The organism is Nocardia beijingensis NBRC 16342, assembly GCF_001612785.1.
Taxonomy (GTDB): Bacteria; Actinomycetota; Actinomycetes; order Mycobacteriales; family Mycobacteriaceae; genus Nocardia; species Nocardia beijingensis.
Genome location: NZ_BDBC01000010.1, coordinates 155,913 through 170,712 on the forward strand (window position 1 = coordinate 155,913; position 14,800 = coordinate 170,712).

At 66.5% G+C, this 14,800-nt stretch carries 15 protein-coding genes; 8 read left to right on the plus strand and 7 right to left on the minus strand.

The features are described from left to right. The first annotated feature begins 47 nt into the window (after positions 1-47). The gene (locus tag NB3_RS06010; RefSeq protein ID WP_157111560.1) at positions 48-356 is read left to right on the plus strand and encodes a hypothetical protein; all 309 of its coding nucleotides are present in this window, start codon (positions 48-50) and stop codon (positions 354-356) included. 71 nt (positions 357-427) lie between these two features. Here NB3_RS06010 and NB3_RS06015 read toward each other — a convergent pair whose 3' ends face one another. The 4 genes from NB3_RS06015 to NB3_RS06030 all read right to left on the minus strand — a co-directional run bounded on the left by NB3_RS06015 (position 428) and on the right by NB3_RS06030 (position 4,899). After that, positions 428-1,420, minus strand: coding sequence for an isopenicillin N synthase family dioxygenase (locus NB3_RS06015; RefSeq protein ID WP_067797696.1), 993 nt, complete (start codon positions 1,418-1,420; stop codon positions 428-430). 81 nt (positions 1,421-1,501) lie between these two features. Then, complete coding sequence (locus tag NB3_RS06020) at positions 1,502-2,521, minus strand: lysophospholipid acyltransferase family protein (RefSeq protein WP_443093669.1); 1,020 nt, start codon at positions 2,519-2,521, stop codon at positions 1,502-1,504. Further along, positions 2,518-3,345 (minus strand): GNAT family N-acetyltransferase, encoded by an 828-nt coding sequence (locus tag NB3_RS06025; protein ID WP_067797699.1) that lies wholly within the window; start codon positions 3,343-3,345, stop codon positions 2,518-2,520. The genes NB3_RS06020 and NB3_RS06025 overlap by 4 nt, the downstream gene beginning before the upstream one ends. A gap of 261 nt (positions 3,346-3,606) precedes the next feature. Further along, the gene (locus NB3_RS06030) at positions 3,607-4,899 is read right to left on the minus strand and encodes an NAD(P)/FAD-dependent oxidoreductase (RefSeq protein ID WP_067797702.1); all 1,293 of its coding nucleotides are present in this window, start codon (positions 4,897-4,899) and stop codon (positions 3,607-3,609) included. Between the two features lie 113 nt (positions 4,900-5,012). Between NB3_RS06030 and NB3_RS06035 the strand changes: the two genes are divergently transcribed. After that, a complete protein-coding gene (locus NB3_RS06035) occupies positions 5,013-5,870 on the plus strand; it encodes a LysR family transcriptional regulator (RefSeq protein WP_039799706.1) in 858 nt (285 codons plus the stop codon). A 35-nt stretch (positions 5,871-5,905) separates the two neighbouring features. On the opposite strand, the gene NB3_RS06040 is transcribed toward NB3_RS06035, so the two are convergent. Continuing rightward, positions 5,906-6,172 carry a hypothetical protein gene (locus tag NB3_RS06040; protein ID WP_067797705.1) on the minus strand — a complete coding sequence of 89 codons (267 nt, stop codon included), beginning with the start codon at positions 6,170-6,172 and terminating at the stop codon, positions 5,906-5,908. A 6-nt stretch (positions 6,173-6,178) separates the two neighbouring features. Further along, positions 6,179-6,733, minus strand: a complete 555-nt coding sequence (locus tag NB3_RS06045; RefSeq protein ID WP_067797707.1) for a hypothetical protein — start codon at positions 6,731-6,733, stop codon at positions 6,179-6,181. Positions 6,734-7,114: 381 nt separating this feature from the next. Here NB3_RS06045 and NB3_RS06050 point away from each other — a divergent pair, with 381 nt between their 5' ends. The 6 genes from NB3_RS06050 to NB3_RS06075 all read left to right on the plus strand — a co-directional run bounded on the left by NB3_RS06050 (position 7,115) and on the right by NB3_RS06075 (position 13,384). Then, complete coding sequence (locus NB3_RS06050) at positions 7,115-8,008, plus strand: helix-turn-helix domain-containing protein (RefSeq protein ID WP_067797710.1); 894 nt, start codon at positions 7,115-7,117, stop codon at positions 8,006-8,008. Then, on the plus strand, positions 8,005-8,214 hold the full coding sequence (locus NB3_RS06055; protein WP_067797713.1) for a DUF397 domain-containing protein: 210 nt from the start codon (positions 8,005-8,007) through the stop codon (positions 8,212-8,214). The genes NB3_RS06050 and NB3_RS06055 overlap by 4 nt, the downstream gene beginning before the upstream one ends. A 228-nt stretch (positions 8,215-8,442) precedes the next feature. Then, positions 8,443-8,652 carry a DUF397 domain-containing protein gene (locus NB3_RS06060; protein WP_067797716.1) on the plus strand — a complete coding sequence of 70 codons (210 nt, stop codon included), beginning with the start codon at positions 8,443-8,445 and terminating at the stop codon, positions 8,650-8,652. 75 nt (positions 8,653-8,727) lie between these two features. Beyond that, positions 8,728-11,328, plus strand: coding sequence for an ATP-binding protein (locus NB3_RS06065; protein ID WP_169810644.1), 2,601 nt, complete (start codon positions 8,728-8,730; stop codon positions 11,326-11,328). Positions 11,329-11,411: 83 nt separating this feature from the next. Further along, entirely contained in the window at positions 11,412-12,455 is a 1,044-nt protein-coding gene (locus tag NB3_RS06070; RefSeq protein ID WP_218020532.1) for an aminotransferase class V-fold PLP-dependent enzyme, read from the plus strand. Then, entirely contained in the window at positions 12,452-13,384 is a 933-nt protein-coding gene (locus tag NB3_RS06075) for an aminoglycoside phosphotransferase family protein (RefSeq protein WP_169810645.1), read from the plus strand. The genes NB3_RS06070 and NB3_RS06075 overlap by 4 nt, the downstream gene beginning before the upstream one ends. A gap of 187 nt (positions 13,385-13,571) precedes the next feature. Here the strand turns inward: NB3_RS06075 and NB3_RS06080 are convergent, their stop codons facing one another. Then, on the minus strand, positions 13,572-14,627 hold the full coding sequence (locus tag NB3_RS06080; RefSeq protein ID WP_067797727.1) for a cobalamin-independent methionine synthase II family protein: 1,056 nt from the start codon (positions 14,625-14,627) through the stop codon (positions 13,572-13,574). Between the last annotated feature and the right edge of the window lie 173 nt (positions 14,628-14,800).

Genomic DNA, 14,800 nt, shown 5'->3' on the forward strand with positions numbered 1-14,800 from the left:
AATGCCGAGCGGTCGACTCCGGACGAATCGATAGTGAGGTAGTTCCGATGAACCCACGCACCCATGGACGCACGCGACGTGTGCTGGCGCGCGCCGCCGCCGCGTCGGTGCTCGCTCTGATGCCGGTCGCCGCCGTCGCGGTGCCCGCGCTCGCCGACCCGATCGTGCTCGAGCCCGCCGACCAGCTCGACGCGACCCATGGCCGCCACGGCCACGACGACTGGAATCGCGGCAGGCACAACGACTGGGACCGCGGCCGCCACGACGACTGGTTCCGCGGCCGCGACCGCCACGACGACTGGGACCACGGCAGGTGGGACCACCGGTGGCGTCCGCCGACGGGAAGCGGCTTCTGAGTTCTCCTCCCTGTGTCTCCGGGGCGGGCCGGCATCGGCTCGCCCCGGATTCATGTGCGGCCACGAAAGTGTCAGTAGGCGCCGATGGCCTCGCCCGGGGTGATGCCGTGGTGCAGCAGCGCGACGTCGGGGTGGGCGCGGGTGCGGGATTTCCACGCGTTCGCGCCGTAGGTGTCGAAGATCGGGTTGTCCGGGTCTGCCTCGACGCCACGGGAGTGGGCTGCCAGCTCGGGCGGCAGGGTGATGATCGGGATGGTGGCGTCCAGGGCCGGGTTGAGGAAGAAGGGGATCGAGACGCGGTCGGCGCCCGGCTCCGGCGCGAGTACGCGATGGCGGGTGGCGCGCAGATATCCCCTCGTGGCGACCTCGAGCAGTTCGCCGATGTTGACGATGAACGCTCCTGACAACGGCGGCACGTCCACCCACTCCCCTGGCGACAGCTCCGCCTGCAGTCCTCGCGAATCCAGCTCCACCAGCAGCAGCGTGAGCACACCCGAATCCTTGTGCGCCCCAACGCCCTGCGGATTCTCCGCGCTGCCCGGATACCGGACCACTTTGATCAGCGTGGCGGGCTGGTCGGCGAACGCGGCGTCGAACAGGTCAGCGGGCGCGCCGAGGGCAGCCGCCCACTGCCGCAGCAGTCGCAGGCCCACCTCGGACAGGGATTCGCTCCACGCTTCGAACACCTCGCGCAGCTCCGGTAGCGCGGAGGGCCACAGGTTCGGTCCTTGCAGGTGCCAGTACCCCTCGGCGCCGTCGATCACCGCGCGCTCGGGACCGATATCGATCTGCTCGCGCCAGTCCACCTCGCCGTTGGTCAGCTCACCGCCGAGCCGGGAGTACCCGCGGAACTGCGGACTCTTCAGCTGACTGATCTCGTCCTTGGCGGCGGCGGGCAACGCGAAGAACCGCCGCGCGACCGCCAGCGCCTCGTTCGACCGGTCCACGTCGATACCGTGACCGATCAGATAGAAGAATCCGGTTTCGTGCGTTGCCGACAGCAGATCGGACCGGAACCGTTCCGGATCGCGGTCGGCCTCGGCGAGATCGAGAACTGGAAGCATACGTACCACTATCGCGCGGAATACCGCGCGACGGCGTCCGTGCGGTGCGGTCGTCGCCAACGCGCGGCCGCAGCGCCACGCCTACCGAGCGGCCGTAGCGCTGCGCCTACCGCGCAACACGCGCCGCGGTCTGCGCACTTCCGGTGCGTCGGCCGTGAGCGACGGGTCCTGAACCCGCGTGTGCCCCGCCTCGATCCACTCCGTGCCCGCCGGCGCCTCATGCGCGGCGCCGCGGACGGCGGCCTCGCAGCGGCGGGCCAGTTCGCGCCGGTCGGCGCCGGGTTCCAGCACCGGCTCCAGCACCACTTCGGCGACCATTCCGCGCGAACGAAGTACGCGCCGGGCTGAGGAGGCGAAGGTGTCGACGCCGACGAAGGCGGGCACCGTGCACGGCACGCCGTGCCGGTCCAGGTACCGCAACCGCACCGGCTGCACGGGGGTGCCGGTGTCCACCGCCGCCTGGAACAACGCGGGTCGAATGGTGCCGTAGGCACGGCCACACCACGTGGTGCCCTCGGGAAAGACGCCGACCCGCTCACCGGCGGCCAACCTGGCTCCGATCGCGGCCACCACGCCGGGCAGCCCGCGCAGGCTCTCGCGTTCGATCGGAATGACCCGCATCAACTTGGCGAGGTTGCCGATCAGCGGCCAGTCCACCATGTCGGCGCGGGCCACGAAGCCGAGCGGCTGCACCGAAGCCAGCGCGACGATGTCGGTCCAGCTGATGTGCCCGGCGACGACGAGCACACCCCGGTCCGCGGCGCCGAAACCGGCGGGTGCGAGCGCGATGTCGCCCTCATCGACGACAACGCGCTCGTCCGCGGCCACCCGGTTGTCGACCACGCGCAACCGCAGGCCGAGGCAACCGAGCAGTAGACGCGCATAGCCGCGCTGCAACGGCGCACGCTTGCCGCGCGGGGTCACCGTGTGCGCGATCGGGTAGCTGAGCAGCAGGCCGGCGATTCCGGCCAGCCGGGCGGCCACCCGTGCGGCGCCGACCTCATCGATCGCGTCGATGCAGCCGGGACCGCAGGGGCTCGACGGCATCCATGCGTGCGCCGCGGACGTGGCGGGTGGCGCGTCGAAGACCACGGTCCTCACCGTCCCCCGTCGAACGACGCGGCGGCGTCTTGTAGTCGCTCGAGGTAGCGGGTGTTGATGGTGTTCAGTCCGAGCAGCGCGACGAAGTCGGCGACCGCGAAAGCGGGATCGTGGGCGGGCTCGCCGCAGATCTCCGCGCCCAGCCGCAGGTAGCCGCGCACCAGCGGGGGCAGTTTCGGCCGCGACGGCGGTGTCAGTTCGTCCAGGGTCTTCCCGTCGACGATCACCGGGTTGTACGGGTGCACCCGGCGCTCCGGGTCGGAGGCGTGCCTGCCCAGCAGCATGTCGCGCACACCGCGCACGTTGACCCCGGGCGGATCGGCCGGGGTGTCCCGCATCGGCACCGACACGCAGCCCATGACCCACTCGTAACCGGTGAGCTGGATGTAGTGCAGGATCCCTGCCCACATGAGGGTGAGCACCGAGCCGTTGCGGTGATCGGGGACCACGCAGGCGCGGCCCATCTCGACGATCCGCATGTCTTCCGGATCGAGCTGCGTGAGGTCGAATTCCGTCGCCGTGTAGTAGCCGCCCGCCGCGGCGACCTTGTCCGGCGGCAGCATCCGGTAGCAGCCGACGAACTCGCCGCTGGCGTCGTCGCGCACCAGCATGTGGTCGCAGTGCTCGTCGAAACGGTCGGCGTCCAAACCGGTTCCGTCGTCCGGGATCCGGAAGCCCGGCTCGTTGGCGAACACGTTGTAGCGCAGGCGTTGCGCGGCGACGCGGTGATCGAGGTCGGAGGAGACCACCAGCGAGTAGCGCGACCGTCCCTCCCCGGAGTCCGTCGGTCGAGCCGGGGCCGTCAGCACGGACGAAATAGTCATATCCACGATGTAGCCAGTCCGACAATGCGTCCCAGCAACCTCGAAGTGTCGCCGCGATGCCGGTTCGGTGAACGAGACGGCTGTCACACCGAGCGTTCACCGAACAGTTCCGCCGCGTTCGCCCCTCCGCATCGAAACCGCCTCCGACATGCGGTTTACCGCGCGAATCGCGCTCGAGGCCGATGCGGTGCGACAGCCGCGCACACCGTGAATCGCGCCGCCTTCGACCGTGCGCGGCGCGATTCTCAGGTGCGGGAACCTTTACGCGGCGCGACTCTCCGCGGCGAGTACCTTCGGCGCGGTCGTGTCCTCTTCGGCGAAACCGGGACGCCCGGTGAAGATGAACGCGACCAGCCAGGACGCGACCGCGGCGAAGCGGTTGCGGAAGCCGACCAGGTAGAACAGGTGCACCGCGAGCCAGATGAACCAGGCGATCACGCCGCGGAAGGTGATGCGGTCGTTCAGCTTCGTCACGGCGCTGAACCGGCTGATCACCGCCATGCTGCCCTTGTCCCAGTAGGTGAAGGGGGTGCCGGGCTGCTTCTTGCGGCGGATGATGTCGGCGGCGTGCCTGCCCTCCTGCATGGCCACCGGCGACTGGCCGGGGTAGCCGTTGAGCGAGGTCATGTCGCCGATGGCGTAGATGTCGGCATAGCCGCCGACGGTGAGGTCCGGGTTGATCAGCAGCCGGCCCGCGCGGTCGGTCGCCACGCCCGTGGCCTCGGCCAAGATCTTCGCGAACCCGCCCGCCTGCACGCCCGCCGACCAGACCACGGTCTCCGCCGCGATGGCGTGCTCGACGCCGTCGGCGCTCTTGACGGTGACCTTGCCGTGCTCGATGTCGGTGACGAAGGTGCCGAGAAGCACCTCGACGCCGCTGCTGGTCAGCGACTTCTTCGCGTACTCGGACAGTCCGCCGCCGAACGGGGGGAGCACCTCGCCCGCGCCCTCGACGAGCGTGACCGAGACCTCCTGGTGGAAGTGCCGCTTCGCCAGCTCCTTCAGCTGACCGGCCACCTCGACGCCGGTCGCGCCCGCGCCGACCACGACGAAGCTCAGCAGCCTGCGCCTGGTCTGCTCGTCGGCCTGCGCGGCCTCGGCGAAGACGCGCGCGATCTGCGCGCGCAACCGGCGCGCGTCATCGATGGTCTTGAGGGAATAGGTCTTCTCCGCGAAGTCGTCGCGGCCGAAGTAGGACTGGCTCGCGCCGGTGGCCGCGATCAGCGAGCCGTAGCGGATGCGGTGGGATACGCCCTCGTGTTCGTAGGTGACGATGGCGCGGTCGGGATCGATGCCGACCACGGTGCCGAGGCGAACGTCGGCCTCGCGATGGCGGCGCAGGATGCCCGCGATCGGCGGGGCGATCTCCTCCGATGTGAGCACACCGGTCGCTACCTGGTACAACAGCGGTTGGAACAGATGCTCGGGCGTGCTGGAGATCAGCACATAGTCCACCCCCGACTTGGCCAGTTGCTTGGCGGCGGCGAGCCCGCCGAACCCCGATCCGACAATGACGACACCCGCGGTTTCGATTCCCGCGTCCACGTACTGCATGACAGCCTCCTTCTCTCATTACGAACCGCGATCCGGAGGGCGGATATTTCAGGTGTGTGGGCGCATAATTCAGATGACTCTTATCTCGATTCGTAATTAATGAGGAGGCGGCCGTGGAACTTCGGCAGCTCACCTACTTCGTCGCGGTGTGCGAGGAGCTCAGCTTCAGCGGCGCCGCGGCGCGCTGCTTCATCTCCCAGTCGGCGATCAGCCACCAGATCTCCCGGCTCGAGCGCGACCTCGGTGTGCAACTGTTCGAGCGCTCGACCCGCTCGGTGGTGCCCACCGACGCCACCGCACGGCTACTTCCCCTTGCGAAACAAATGCTGAGCCTGGAGTCGGCGATCCGCGCCGCCGTACGGACGGTCGGACCGCGCATCCGCCTGGCCGCGAACATGTCCTTCGCCACCCGCTCGCTCTCGGCGATCGCGGGGGCGCGCGCCGCGCATCCGGAGGCGGAGATCGAGTTCGTCATCAAACCCTTCCGCCAGCGCATCACCGCGGTGACCGACGGCGACTGCGATCTGGCCCTGATCCGCGGCCGCGTCGACCAGCCCGGACTCGTGGTCGAGCAGCTGTGGGTGGAGGATCTGGTAATCGCCACCTCCAGCGCGCATCCGCTGGCGACGAAGGACGCGGTGACGCTGGCGGATCTGGCCTCCTACCCCCTGCTACTGCCCCCGGAGCAGGAGCAGGTCCTCCTGCACACCGTCATTCGCAACGCCTTCGCCGAACTCCCCACCGGGCCTACGTTCGGGCCGCCCATTCCGCCGGACCACACCGCGACGATGGAGCTGATCAACCGCCCGGACGCGTGGACCGTGCTCTACGCCGAAAGCACCACCGAAGGACTCGTCGTCCTGCGATTGGCCGAGAACAAGCTGCGGATTCCGGTGTCGGCGGTGCTGCGCGCCGACGCCAAACGCTCACCGATCCTGGACACCCTGCTCACCGCGCTGCACCGCTGCTGAGCGGCACGCGGCCTGTTACCCGGCCACCCACGTGCTCACATCCAGCCGTCGACACAGGCGGTGGAAGGTCGATGGCCGGGCAGGAGCTGTGACCAGAAGTCGTGGCGAACCGCGTCCCATAGTCCGGTCAATTCCGGCATCAGTTCGCGGGCTTGCGCGAGGTCGGGGTAAGAGCCGGGGTGGTACGAGGCGATCGGCGTCATGTCGGATGCGTCCCGCACGACCAAGATCGCGATGCGGTGGCCTTCCGGTCGCCAGGTAGCCCGAAAGCCCTCGGCTTCGGTGTGATGGATGTCGCGCATTCCACATCAGTCCCGCTCGCTGTGCGCGACTTCGGGCGGACGGGATACCGGCGTTCGGGAATCCGCGACGGAGGCGGCGAGCGCGTCCAGCACATTCAGCAGTGTTTCCAGGCTGGGGCCAGCCGAGAAGGACAGTCGATCGGCGGGTTCGAACGCCAGACCACGAGCCGCGGCGCGTTCGCGTGGGCTCGAAACCGGCGGAACGAGCTTGCCCGCCCGCACCAGGCAGCTGAGCGCCGACGCCTTCCGTGGACAGGTGGCGGCACGACATCCTCTGTGCTGCTGCATGATTCGATGCGACTCGCCGATGGTGAGCGGGTGGTCAGGGTGGGTATGGCCAGGGCCGATCACACCGGGCTCGGCGCGCGCCCAAGTTACCGCAGGGCACACCGTTTCGAGGTCGCATGTCTCGCAGACCCGCGCGGGGGTGTTGTCCACGGTGGTCAGGTCGTGGACGACGAGGGCGGCAGCGTGCACGCCGACCGCGACGGCCAGCGCGTACCCGACCGGATCGACTTCCCCTTCCTGCGGCCGGACGGTGTAGAGGTAGTGGTAGCCCAATCGTTCGGCGTGGCGGCGTATTTCGATCGCGTGCCGTGGGGCGTGCGGTCCGGATATCTCGGTTCGTATCAGTCCTACGGCATTCGGTGGCTGCCTCCTATGCGTGGCGAGCCGGCCGGTTGTCCCGATCTTTTGGGCGTGCATCATCTCTTCCCGATCATGTTGACAGCGTGCGTGTTTGGATTCACTTTCCTGAGGCGCGGCCCCCTGCGCGGGTTTCCGCCTCGAACGCCGGAAACCAGCACACCACCCGTGACCAGCGAATACGCTCGAAAACGAGCACCCACTCCTGATCGGCTCAATTGCCCAGGACGGTGCTCGGTTCTCGAGCTGACCGAGATCGGTTTGCAATCCCGCACGACTCACTTTTAGGAGACCTGCGTGACCAGCCTTGATGAAGAAGGCCCCTCATCGACCCTGCCCCGTCGCCAACTCGGACGCTTCCTGCGCGACCGCCGCGAAGCGGCTGGCTTCACCATCGCCGAGGCGGCAAAACTCGTCGATCTGTCCCGGGCGGTACTCCAGCGCATGGAGACCGGACAGATTCAGAAGGTCCGTAAACAGGACGTCCAGGCGCTATGCGAGCTGTACGCCGTGGAGGCCCCGGATACCGAGGCAGCGGTGGACCTTGCGGTGCAAGCTAGAACGAAGAGCTGGTATCACGCGTATGGCGGTCTATACAGCGGCGCTTTCAACATGTACGTCGGGCTCGAAGCGGCCGCGCGGCGACTGACCACGTACCACGAACACGTCCCTGGGTGGTTGCAGACCGCAGACTACGCGCGCGCAGTGATCGGGGCATATCCGGAATTCAGCAGGGAAGACATCGAGCGGCGTGTGGAGCACCGACTCAGGCGGCAAGCCATAGTCACTCGCAAGACCAAGCCGGTTGCGTTGGAAGTCCTGCTGCATGAGTCGGCACTGCACCGCATGGTCGGAGGGCCGAAGATCATGTCGGTCCAGCACCGGCACATGGCCGAGATTTCGAAGCTGCCCAACGTCACACTGCGGATCCATCCCTTCAGCGCCGGGATGGCTTGGGGGATGCCGCACGGCCTGTTCATCATCATGGAGTTCGACTCGAACGCCAGAGGTGTGCCGATCGAACCGCCGATCGTTTACCTGGAGGGAGGCCCGGCGCAGGATGTATACCTGGAGAAAGCCGAGGAGATTCGGCTCTATAGTGAGCTCGCCTCGGTCATCCGGGACAAGTGCCTGGGTGAAGTGGAATCGCGAGACCTGCTCCGGCGGGTGGCAAGGAGTTACGAGCGGTGAACGGTGACCTATCCGAGGCGAACTGGTTCAAGAGCAGCCGCAGCGCCAGCGGTTCGCAATGCGTCGAAGTGGCATGGCTCCACGGCGGCATGATCGGCGTCAGGGACAGCAAGAACCCGACCGGCCCGGCGTTGGTGTTCGCACCAGGTGAGTGGGACGCCTTCACCACAGGCATGCAGAGCGGCGAATCGAACCGCCCCGCCTGACCAGGATCGCACAACTAACGGAATCGACCGGCCCCGCATCGCCCACCACACGGGCGGAGCGGGGCCGCTGCAACTTGTGTCCTTCGAACTGCCCACCGTCTACTTGGAGAGGACCAGCGCAGGGGACCTCGACTCTGTTGTCAGCCTGTTCAGGCCTTGACCGGGTACGTGCCTGGGTGAAGTGGAATCGCGAGACCTGCTCCGGCGGGTGGCAAGGAGTTACGAGCGATGAACGGTGACCTATCCGGGGCGAACTGGTTCAAGAGCAGCCGCAGCGAAAGTGGTTCGCAGTGCGTTGAAGTGGGCTGGCTCGACGGCGGGATGATCGGCGTGCGGGACAGCAAGAACCCGACCGGCCCGGCGTTGGTGTTCGCACCAGGCGAGTGGGACGCCTTCACCACAGGCGTTCAGGGCGGCGATTTCAACCGCCCCGCCTGACCCCCCATCGCACAACCAACTGAAACGAACGGCTCCGCCCCGTTTGATACACAACCGGGAGCTGGTCCCCTCGTCTTGTCGGGTTCGGCGATCGACGCAAGCAGTTCGCAGCCGACGAACGGGTCACTGGCGGACGTAGCATGCGCCGCCACAGAGCACACCACGCCTCAGCATTGCAGAATCGTCGGCGTAAACTCGAGCACAACGAATTATCGGTCGCTGAACTATAATTCACGGTCACAGACGTCCGCGGGAGCGGGAGGGGGAGCGTTGACTGGCCCTGTTGCGCCGGCGCCTCTGGTCGATCGCATCGATGAGCTGGCGCAAATGCTGGATCGAGTCGACCGGGCGATCGAAGTAAACGTGCCTGCCGTGATCGTGCTGCGAGGTGAGGCGGGCGTCGGGAAGACCAGCCTGCTCTCAACGTTCGCACATCGTGCGGTACAGCGGCACGCCGAGTCGGGATTGTTGTCCGGATACGGGCAGGCAATGCTGAATTCACTCGCATCGGACTCATTTCAAGCGGTGCGCGAGTGCCTACGGTCGTTGACGTCGTCCGCTGAGCGCTTCGGTTCGCGTACGAGGTTGGAACGGGTGGTGTCCTCGTTCCGGCAGCATGCGCCGGATTGGATCGAGTCGGTACCGATCGTCGGGCAAGTGCTGGCGGCGAGCGTGCGCACGGGGCAGACCTTCGTCGCGTCCGGCCGGGCAAAGACCGAGATCGATAGCCGCCTAGACCAATTGTTGCGGCTGATCGAAGACCTGCTCACCGACAGTCCGGTTCTGATGATCCTCGATGATTTGCACTGGGCCGACACTGCGACCATCGACCTGCTGACCACGATCGCCTTACGCATGAACGGTCCGCTGATCCTCGTCCTGGCCTACAGGCCGGATCAATTACGTTCCGCCGAGCAAACTCACCCTCTGCAGCGTGCGGTGTTTCGGCTGTGCCGGTACCGACCGGAGACCGTGGTGATGGATTTGCCACGACTGTCGAACGCGGATACCGAACGGCTGGTCCGTCAAGCCGCGAGCGGCGTCGCGGTGCCGCACCGGCTGGTGTCGCGAATCGTCCGGCTAAGTGCGGGCAATCCGCTGTTCGCCGAGTCTCTGGTTCGCTTGGGCGACCGCGCCGACGGGGCAACCCCGCACCAGATCACCGCGGTATTGGAAGAGCGGCTGTCCTACTTGGCCGGAGCCGACCTGCAGTTGCTCGAGATCGCGGCGTTGATCGGCTACAGCTTCGAGGTCGACTATCTGGCACGGCTGGCCCGCATGGACGTCGATGACGTCTACGAGCGACTGCACGTGCTGTTCACCGAACATGGCCTGGTCCGTCCCGCCGAACCACGCGGGGACTTCGACCGGTATCTCATCCACCATCCGTTGTTCGCCGAAATCCTCCGTGAACGCGGAGCGGCCAACGCGCCGCGGTGGCGGCGGCAGCACGCTCGTCTGCTGCAAATTCTGGAAGGTGAACCCGAGTGGGACGACGAACTACAGGTCCGCGCCGCAGCGGTGGCTGTCGCTGCCCGTGATCGCGCGAAGGCCGGTGCACTCGCACTGGCAGCGGCACGCCGCCAGTTCGCTTTGGGCTCGGTGTCCAAAGCGCGTGACCTCGCTCGGATCGCGGTCGACCAGACACCGTCGTTTTCGGTGTATGCGCTCCTGGCCGAATGTCTCTCGGCCGAGGGCGATCATGTGGGCGGCACCGAGGCCTGCGCCGCGGCGCTCGCTCGCGTCGAGATCGAAGAGGTGGCGTCGACGCTCACGGTGCCCGTGCGTCTACTGTGGGCCCGTAACTTGCGCATGATCAGTGACTGGAACCAAGCCAGTCGAGTGCTCGACGACCTGATCGCGGCTCACCCGGAACCGAGCGAATTACGGGCAGAGGCGCTGATCCTCCAGGCCGAGGTCGAATTGTGCGGTCCGGTGCAGGACACCGTCCGGTGCATCGAGCTTTGCGACGCGGTCGCCGCGATGAGCGTCGAGTCACAGATACGGTCGCGCGCGTATGGGCATCGTGGACTGGCACATCTGGCCGCCTACGAGTCGGCGGCCGCGGAGTACTGGCTCCAGCGCGCGATCGAGATGGCACAGACCACCGGGCACCCGTATGCCGAATACGAAGCGTTGCATTGGCTGAGCAAGAAGACGATGGCCTGCCTCGAGCTGGATCGTTCCTGGCAGCTGCTCGAACAGCTTGCTCGCATGTCTCGCACCTCGGGCGTGGCAAGTGAGAATCCACCGCACCTTCGCGATTCCAGCCGGGTACTCGGCTTGCAGCAGCGCTTCGCCGAGTCCGCCGAAGCCTTCAGCCGTTATCTCGATGTCAGCCTGCCGACTGCGCTCGGCCGTGTCGCCACCACACTCGCCTGCCAGCTCCGCGAGCTCGAAGACCTGTATGGGCGCACCGTCGCGAACCGCCTGCTCACCGAGCTCCGCGGGGTCTGCCGAAACGACGTGCTAGCGGCCGATCGCTGTGAAAGACTCACCGCCCACCTGCATACGCTGGAGCATCGCCCGCAGGGCTGGACCGCGGTCGGCTTTGCCATCGCCGAGCTCGGCGTCACAGCCGAAGACGCGCAGGCGGCGGACGCGATCTTCCGGTTCGATGTGGCGAGTCTGCCCCGGCTACGTGCCACCCTTCACCACAATGAGGCCGGGGCGTGAAACCGGTAGCGTACGAGAAATTCACACTGGCCTCCGGGCTGATCCAGCTCAATCACGCGTCCTACGGACTCGCGTCGCGGGAGGTGCTGGCCGCAGGTGAACGCCTTCGTGCTCAGCTCGAGTCCGACCCGACCCGCCACCTCGGGGCCGAGCTCATCGGGCGGCTGGAGACGCAGACCGCCCTCGCGGCCACAGCGCTGGGCCTCGACGCGGACCGAACCGCTTTATGCGCCAATGCCACCTCCGGGGCAGCGGCAATCATCGCGTCGCTTCCGTTGTCTTCGGCAGACACCGTCGTCACGCTGGGTACCGAGTACTCCTCTATCCAGCGCGCTTGGCAGATCGCATGCGCGCGGGCCGCCGCGCGCTTGATCACAATCCCGGTGGCGCTACCGTTCCACAGTCCAGACCAGCTACTAGCCGATCTCGAAGCCAATGTGCCGAACGATGTGACCTATCTACAGGCCAGCCTCATCTCATCATCCGCAGCCATTCAATTCCCGGTCACGGTCCTCGCGGATTGGGTGCGCGGCCGTGGCGGCGAGCTGATCCTCGATGCCGCGCACGCACCGGGCCACATTCCGCTGACCCCTACGAAATGGAATGCTGCGGCGGTGTTCGGCACCCTGCACAAGTGGCTGCCCACGCTACGACCGGTCGGATTCCTCTCGCTCGCGCCGCACCTGCTGGACCGGGTCCGGCCAGCCGAAGTATCGCTGACTTGGGATGCCGGCAATCTCGTTGAACGATTCTCCTGGCCGGGCACGTTCGACCCGGTGCCGCGGCTGTGCTTGGACACCGCACTGACGCAATGGAGCAGATGGTACGCCCGGGGCGATTTCGACGAGTGTCGGCGCTTGGCCGACACCGCCTCGGATGCACTGGCCCAGATCGGCGCGCGACCGACCGCCACCGCGAAATACTCGCCACCGCGGATGCGGTCGTTCATCCTGGACACTGTGACCGTGACCGAGGTCGTGACGGCGTTGCAGTCCGCTCGCTTGCGCGCATGGGTCGGGCCAGGTGCCCGCGGTGAATGCTTGCTGCGAATCGCGACGCACGTCTACAACGACCAGCACGACATCGACGCGTTGACCAACCAGATACAGGAGGTACTGTCCCGATGATCGTGCCTCCAATTCCAGCCCGGTTGGAAAAGGCCATAGTTTTCATGCGCGGCGAATCCGATGGGCGAGCATGGCTCGACGCCATCCCAGAACGGATCGCCAACTACGCCGAACGGTGGAACCTTGGTCTCGAGAGCATCGCCGACAGCGGTGCCATGTCATGCTGCGTCTACTGTTCGACACCCGACGGCACACCGGCCGTGCTGAAGATTCCCGTGGACCGAGAATCCGGTTGCATAGAAATCGCCATGCTGCGGCGATGGTCCGCAGCACACGCAGCGCCTGCGGTCCTGCAATATTCAGCTGATTCCGGCGTGTTCCTGATGACGCGGGTCATCCCCGGCGTCATCGCGTGGCCGGACAATTACGCCAGCGACTCGACCGAGTTCGGGAAACTGCTTACTCGGCTGCATCAACCCGACCTGCCGAAGCCGCCCGACCTCAAAGACCTCGCCGAGATCGCGCGAATGCGTCTGGACTGGGCCAGAGAACGATTCGCCGATCCGCAGTACACCGAAGCGATGGACCGTTTCGACGCCATGCCCCGGCTCGCCGAAGCCGAGAGTTTACTGGACGTCTTACTGCGCACCACCGTGACTCATCACGTACTGCATGCGGACCTGCAAGCCAAGAATATCCTGCGCGGCCCCGACCGCTGGTACGCGATCGACCCACTCGGCGCCGTTGGCGACGTCAACGCCGAAGCTGCCCTGTGGGTGGCGATCCAGAACGGCCCGGTGTCGATAAGAGAACGAATTGACCAACTCCACGACCATCCGTTGCTCGACCACGCCCGGTTGCGCAGTTGGACATACGTTTTCGCTGTAGCAGAGTACCGTCCCTACACGCCTGCGTCCGCCGAACGCATGGACATCTTCGTACGGGAAACCGACCCTATCCAGTACATCGATGAAGTTGGGCAGGGGTGATCTCGTCGCTTCGACGATGCCGGACACGATACGCTGCCTGTCCGAACCGCAGTGCCCGGCTTCAGGTGAGGGCTACATCGACATTTCTCCTTCACGATAAGGTGTTACTACCTGTCCGTTAGCAGCTCCGGACGGTACCGATCAAGTGCGCGCGCACGACCCTAGCCCTTGCGCATCTGTCGCCCTTTCAGACGCGCAATTCCGTCGACGCCAGCGCCGTGCCCTCGATGCGCGCGCGGATCTTGGCGAACGCGGTCTCCCGTGAGGTGGAGGTGTCGTCGGCGAATGGTGAGAAGCCGCAGTCGTCGCAGGTGCCCAAACGGTCGACGGGCAGGAAGCGCGCGGCGAGCAGTACCCGGTCGCGGACCTGTTCGGGTGTCTCGACCTGCGGGTCGATCGGGTCGGTGACGCCGATGAACACCCGCGCCTCGGCGGGCAAGTGTTCCGCGACTACGGCGAGAACCTTCTCCGGTTCCGGTTCGCTTGCGAGCTGGAGGTAGAACGCGCCGACCCGCAGTTGCAGCAACTTCGGCAGCAATTGGACATAGTCCACGTCCAGGCTGTGCGTGGAGTCCTGGTCGCCGCCGGGGCAGGTGTGCACGCCGATCCTGGCTCGTTCCTCATCCGAGAAGCGTTCGAGCACCGTGTTGTTCAGCTCGATGAACTGGTCGAGCACCCCGCCGCTGGGATCGAGCTTGAGCGACAGCCGCCCTTCGGTGAAGTCGAGCTGCACCAGGTGCGCGCCCGCGTCCAGGCAGCCACGGATGTCGGCCTCTGCCGCGTCGGCGAGGTCGGCGAGGAACTGCTCGCGGGGGTAACCCTCGATCCCGTCGGCCGGGTACAGCAGGCTCAGCGCCGACGGCGCGATGACGGCCTGCTTCACCGGAACGGTGGCGTGCTGCTGCGCGGCGCGCAGATAGTCCGCCGCGTGCGCGGCATAGCGGAACGGGCCCGAGGTCAGCCGGGGCAGCTGTCTCTGATGCCCGTCCGCGAACGGGATGACCGCCCCGTCCGGGGCCAGATTGTCCAGCCCCGCGATCGGATAGGTGGCGAAGCTCGGCTTGGTCTGCTCGCCGTCGGTGACGACGGGAGAGCCGAGTTCCTCCAGCTTCCGGATGGTCTCGGCGACCGCGCGCCGCTGGAGTTCGGCGAGCGCGGCGGCGTCGCCGGATTCGTCGGCCATAGCGGCCAACAGGTCGTGAGGTCGAGGGATGCTACCGATCGGTTCCGTTGGGATGCTCACCGGCCGAGTGTACGTCCGCGACCTGCACCTTCGACGCGAAATCGCCTGCGCCGTAATTTCTTTCGCCTCGGTCACGAATCCCGCGCGAGTGGCCTCGAGAGTTCGCACGAATTTCGCGCCGAAAGTCTCCGACCAGTCACAACAATCGAAGATCAGCGCCTCTACGTCTCAAT

What these genes read in the sequence shown, in the direction of transcription:
- NB3_RS06040 (WP_067797705.1), bottom strand. Translation starts at nt 6,172, where the DNA reads ATGCGCGACATCCATCACACCGAAGCCGAGGGCTTTCGGGCTACCTGG.
- NB3_RS06010 (WP_157111560.1), top strand. Translation starts at nt 48, where the DNA reads ATGAACCCACGCACCCATGGACGCACGCGACGTGTGCTGGCGCGCGCC.
- NB3_RS06075 (WP_169810645.1), top strand. Translation starts at nt 12,452, where the DNA reads ATGATCGTGCCTCCAATTCCAGCCCGGTTGGAAAAGGCCATAGTTTTC.
- NB3_RS06060 (WP_067797716.1), top strand. Translation starts at nt 8,443, where the DNA reads ATGAACGGTGACCTATCCGGGGCGAACTGGTTCAAGAGCAGCCGCAGC.
- NB3_RS06025 (WP_067797699.1), bottom strand. Translation starts at nt 3,345, where the DNA reads ATGACTATTTCGTCCGTGCTGACGGCCCCGGCTCGACCGACGGACTCC.
- NB3_RS06030 (WP_067797702.1), bottom strand. Translation starts at nt 4,899, where the DNA reads ATGCAGTACGTGGACGCGGGAATCGAAACCGCGGGTGTCGTCATTGTC.
- NB3_RS06015 (WP_067797696.1), bottom strand. Translation starts at nt 1,420, where the DNA reads ATGCTTCCAGTTCTCGATCTCGCCGAGGCCGACCGCGATCCGGAACGG.